The sequence below is a fragment of the Candidatus Paracaedibacter symbiosus genome (assembly GCF_000757605.1).
Taxonomy (GTDB): Bacteria; Pseudomonadota; Alphaproteobacteria; order Paracaedibacterales; family Paracaedibacteraceae; genus Paracaedibacter_A; species Paracaedibacter_A symbiosus.
This window is the reverse complement of sequence record NZ_JQAK01000041.1, coordinates 1-1,144: the sequence shown is the minus strand read 5'-3', so window position 1 is coordinate 1,144 and position 1,144 is coordinate 1. Positions and strand designations below refer to the sequence as shown.

The following is a 1,144-nucleotide window of genomic DNA, read 5'->3' as shown; positions in this document are numbered from 1 at the left end:
GCATGGACAAGGAGCGCTACGTCCATGCGTTCACCGCGATCATCGACGCGGTGGAGAACCACGCGATGGAAGGCATGCATGCGCTGATGGCCAGCGAGGTCGCCAGCACGCTGCAGATGCTTAACGACATGCGTTCCAAATGCGCCGACCTGGGTCCGATGATCGGCATCCAGGCCATCACCGCCGAGGGCGTGCCGGTCTACGGGAAGGATGGCGAGCCCGTGATGGCCAAGTGGGTGCCCAACCCCGGTTGGCCGATCGTGCTCAAGACGCTGGAGGTGCTTGGCATCAGCCTGCCGGAGCTGCTGGCAACGCCGCTGGCGCAGGAGCGCGCCAGGACCGGCAAGCAGCAGGTGGACGCCATGTCCAGCCTCATGGGTGAGATTGCCGCCCGCGCCGCCGGGGCGCGCATGGCGGCCGATCCGCGGCCGGCGATCGAACACCAGCGGGGCGAATGATGCCGGCTCCTGCGCGCATTGCCTCGATCCAACGCCGCATGCTCGATGCCGGGGTCTACGATCCGTCCGAGTTCGAGGGATGGATGGAGGCCCACGGATGGTCCTGGCGCGGCCTGGAGGCGGGCACCTACGGGCTGAGCGTGGCCGACGCGATGGTGATGTTCACCGTCGAAGACCCGGTGCGCTTCTGCGAAACCTACATGCGCCGCTACGACGGGTCGCCGTTCCGGTTCTTCGACTACCAGCGCGAGAGCATCCGTGCCTGGCGCCAGGACGTGGTCCACGAGGACGGTGCGGAAGTGGGCAAGACCCAGGAGATTTCCGCCCTCCTGCTGTGGGGACACATCACCGGCTTCGGCTTCAACATCAAGGCGCCGACCTCGCTGGTGGGCGCGCCCCAGCAGATATTCCTCAACGAGATCATCGACGCCATGGAGCGGCAGATCGGCGTCTTCAAGGCCATGCCGGGGGACAGCGTCTTCAAGGAATCGTGGATCGAGCCGCGCCGCACGCCGCACACGCAGCTGCGCCTGCGCAGCTGGACGGCGGGAGGCGCGCCCGCGTTGTCCACCATCGACTTTCGTCCCGCGGGGCACGACGGCCAGGCCTACCGCGGCGTCCACGTCACCGCGCTGGCCATCGTGGACGAGGCTGCGAAAAAGCAGGCCAAGGTGCAGTGGACGGAG

Annotated in this window: 1 protein-coding gene and 1 pseudogene; both read left to right on the top strand. The window is 67.4% G+C overall.

Annotated features, from left to right (window positions below; genetic code table 11):
* Positions 1-458, top strand: a 458-nt coding sequence (locus tag IG80_RS0112095) for a hypothetical protein (RefSeq protein WP_032114279.1), incomplete at its 5' end; no start/stop codon positions are given.
* A pseudogene (locus IG80_RS0112090) lies at positions 455-1,144 on the top strand (hypothetical protein); the annotation flags it as partial. The gene IG80_RS0112095 and the pseudogene IG80_RS0112090, both read left to right, overlap by 4 nt.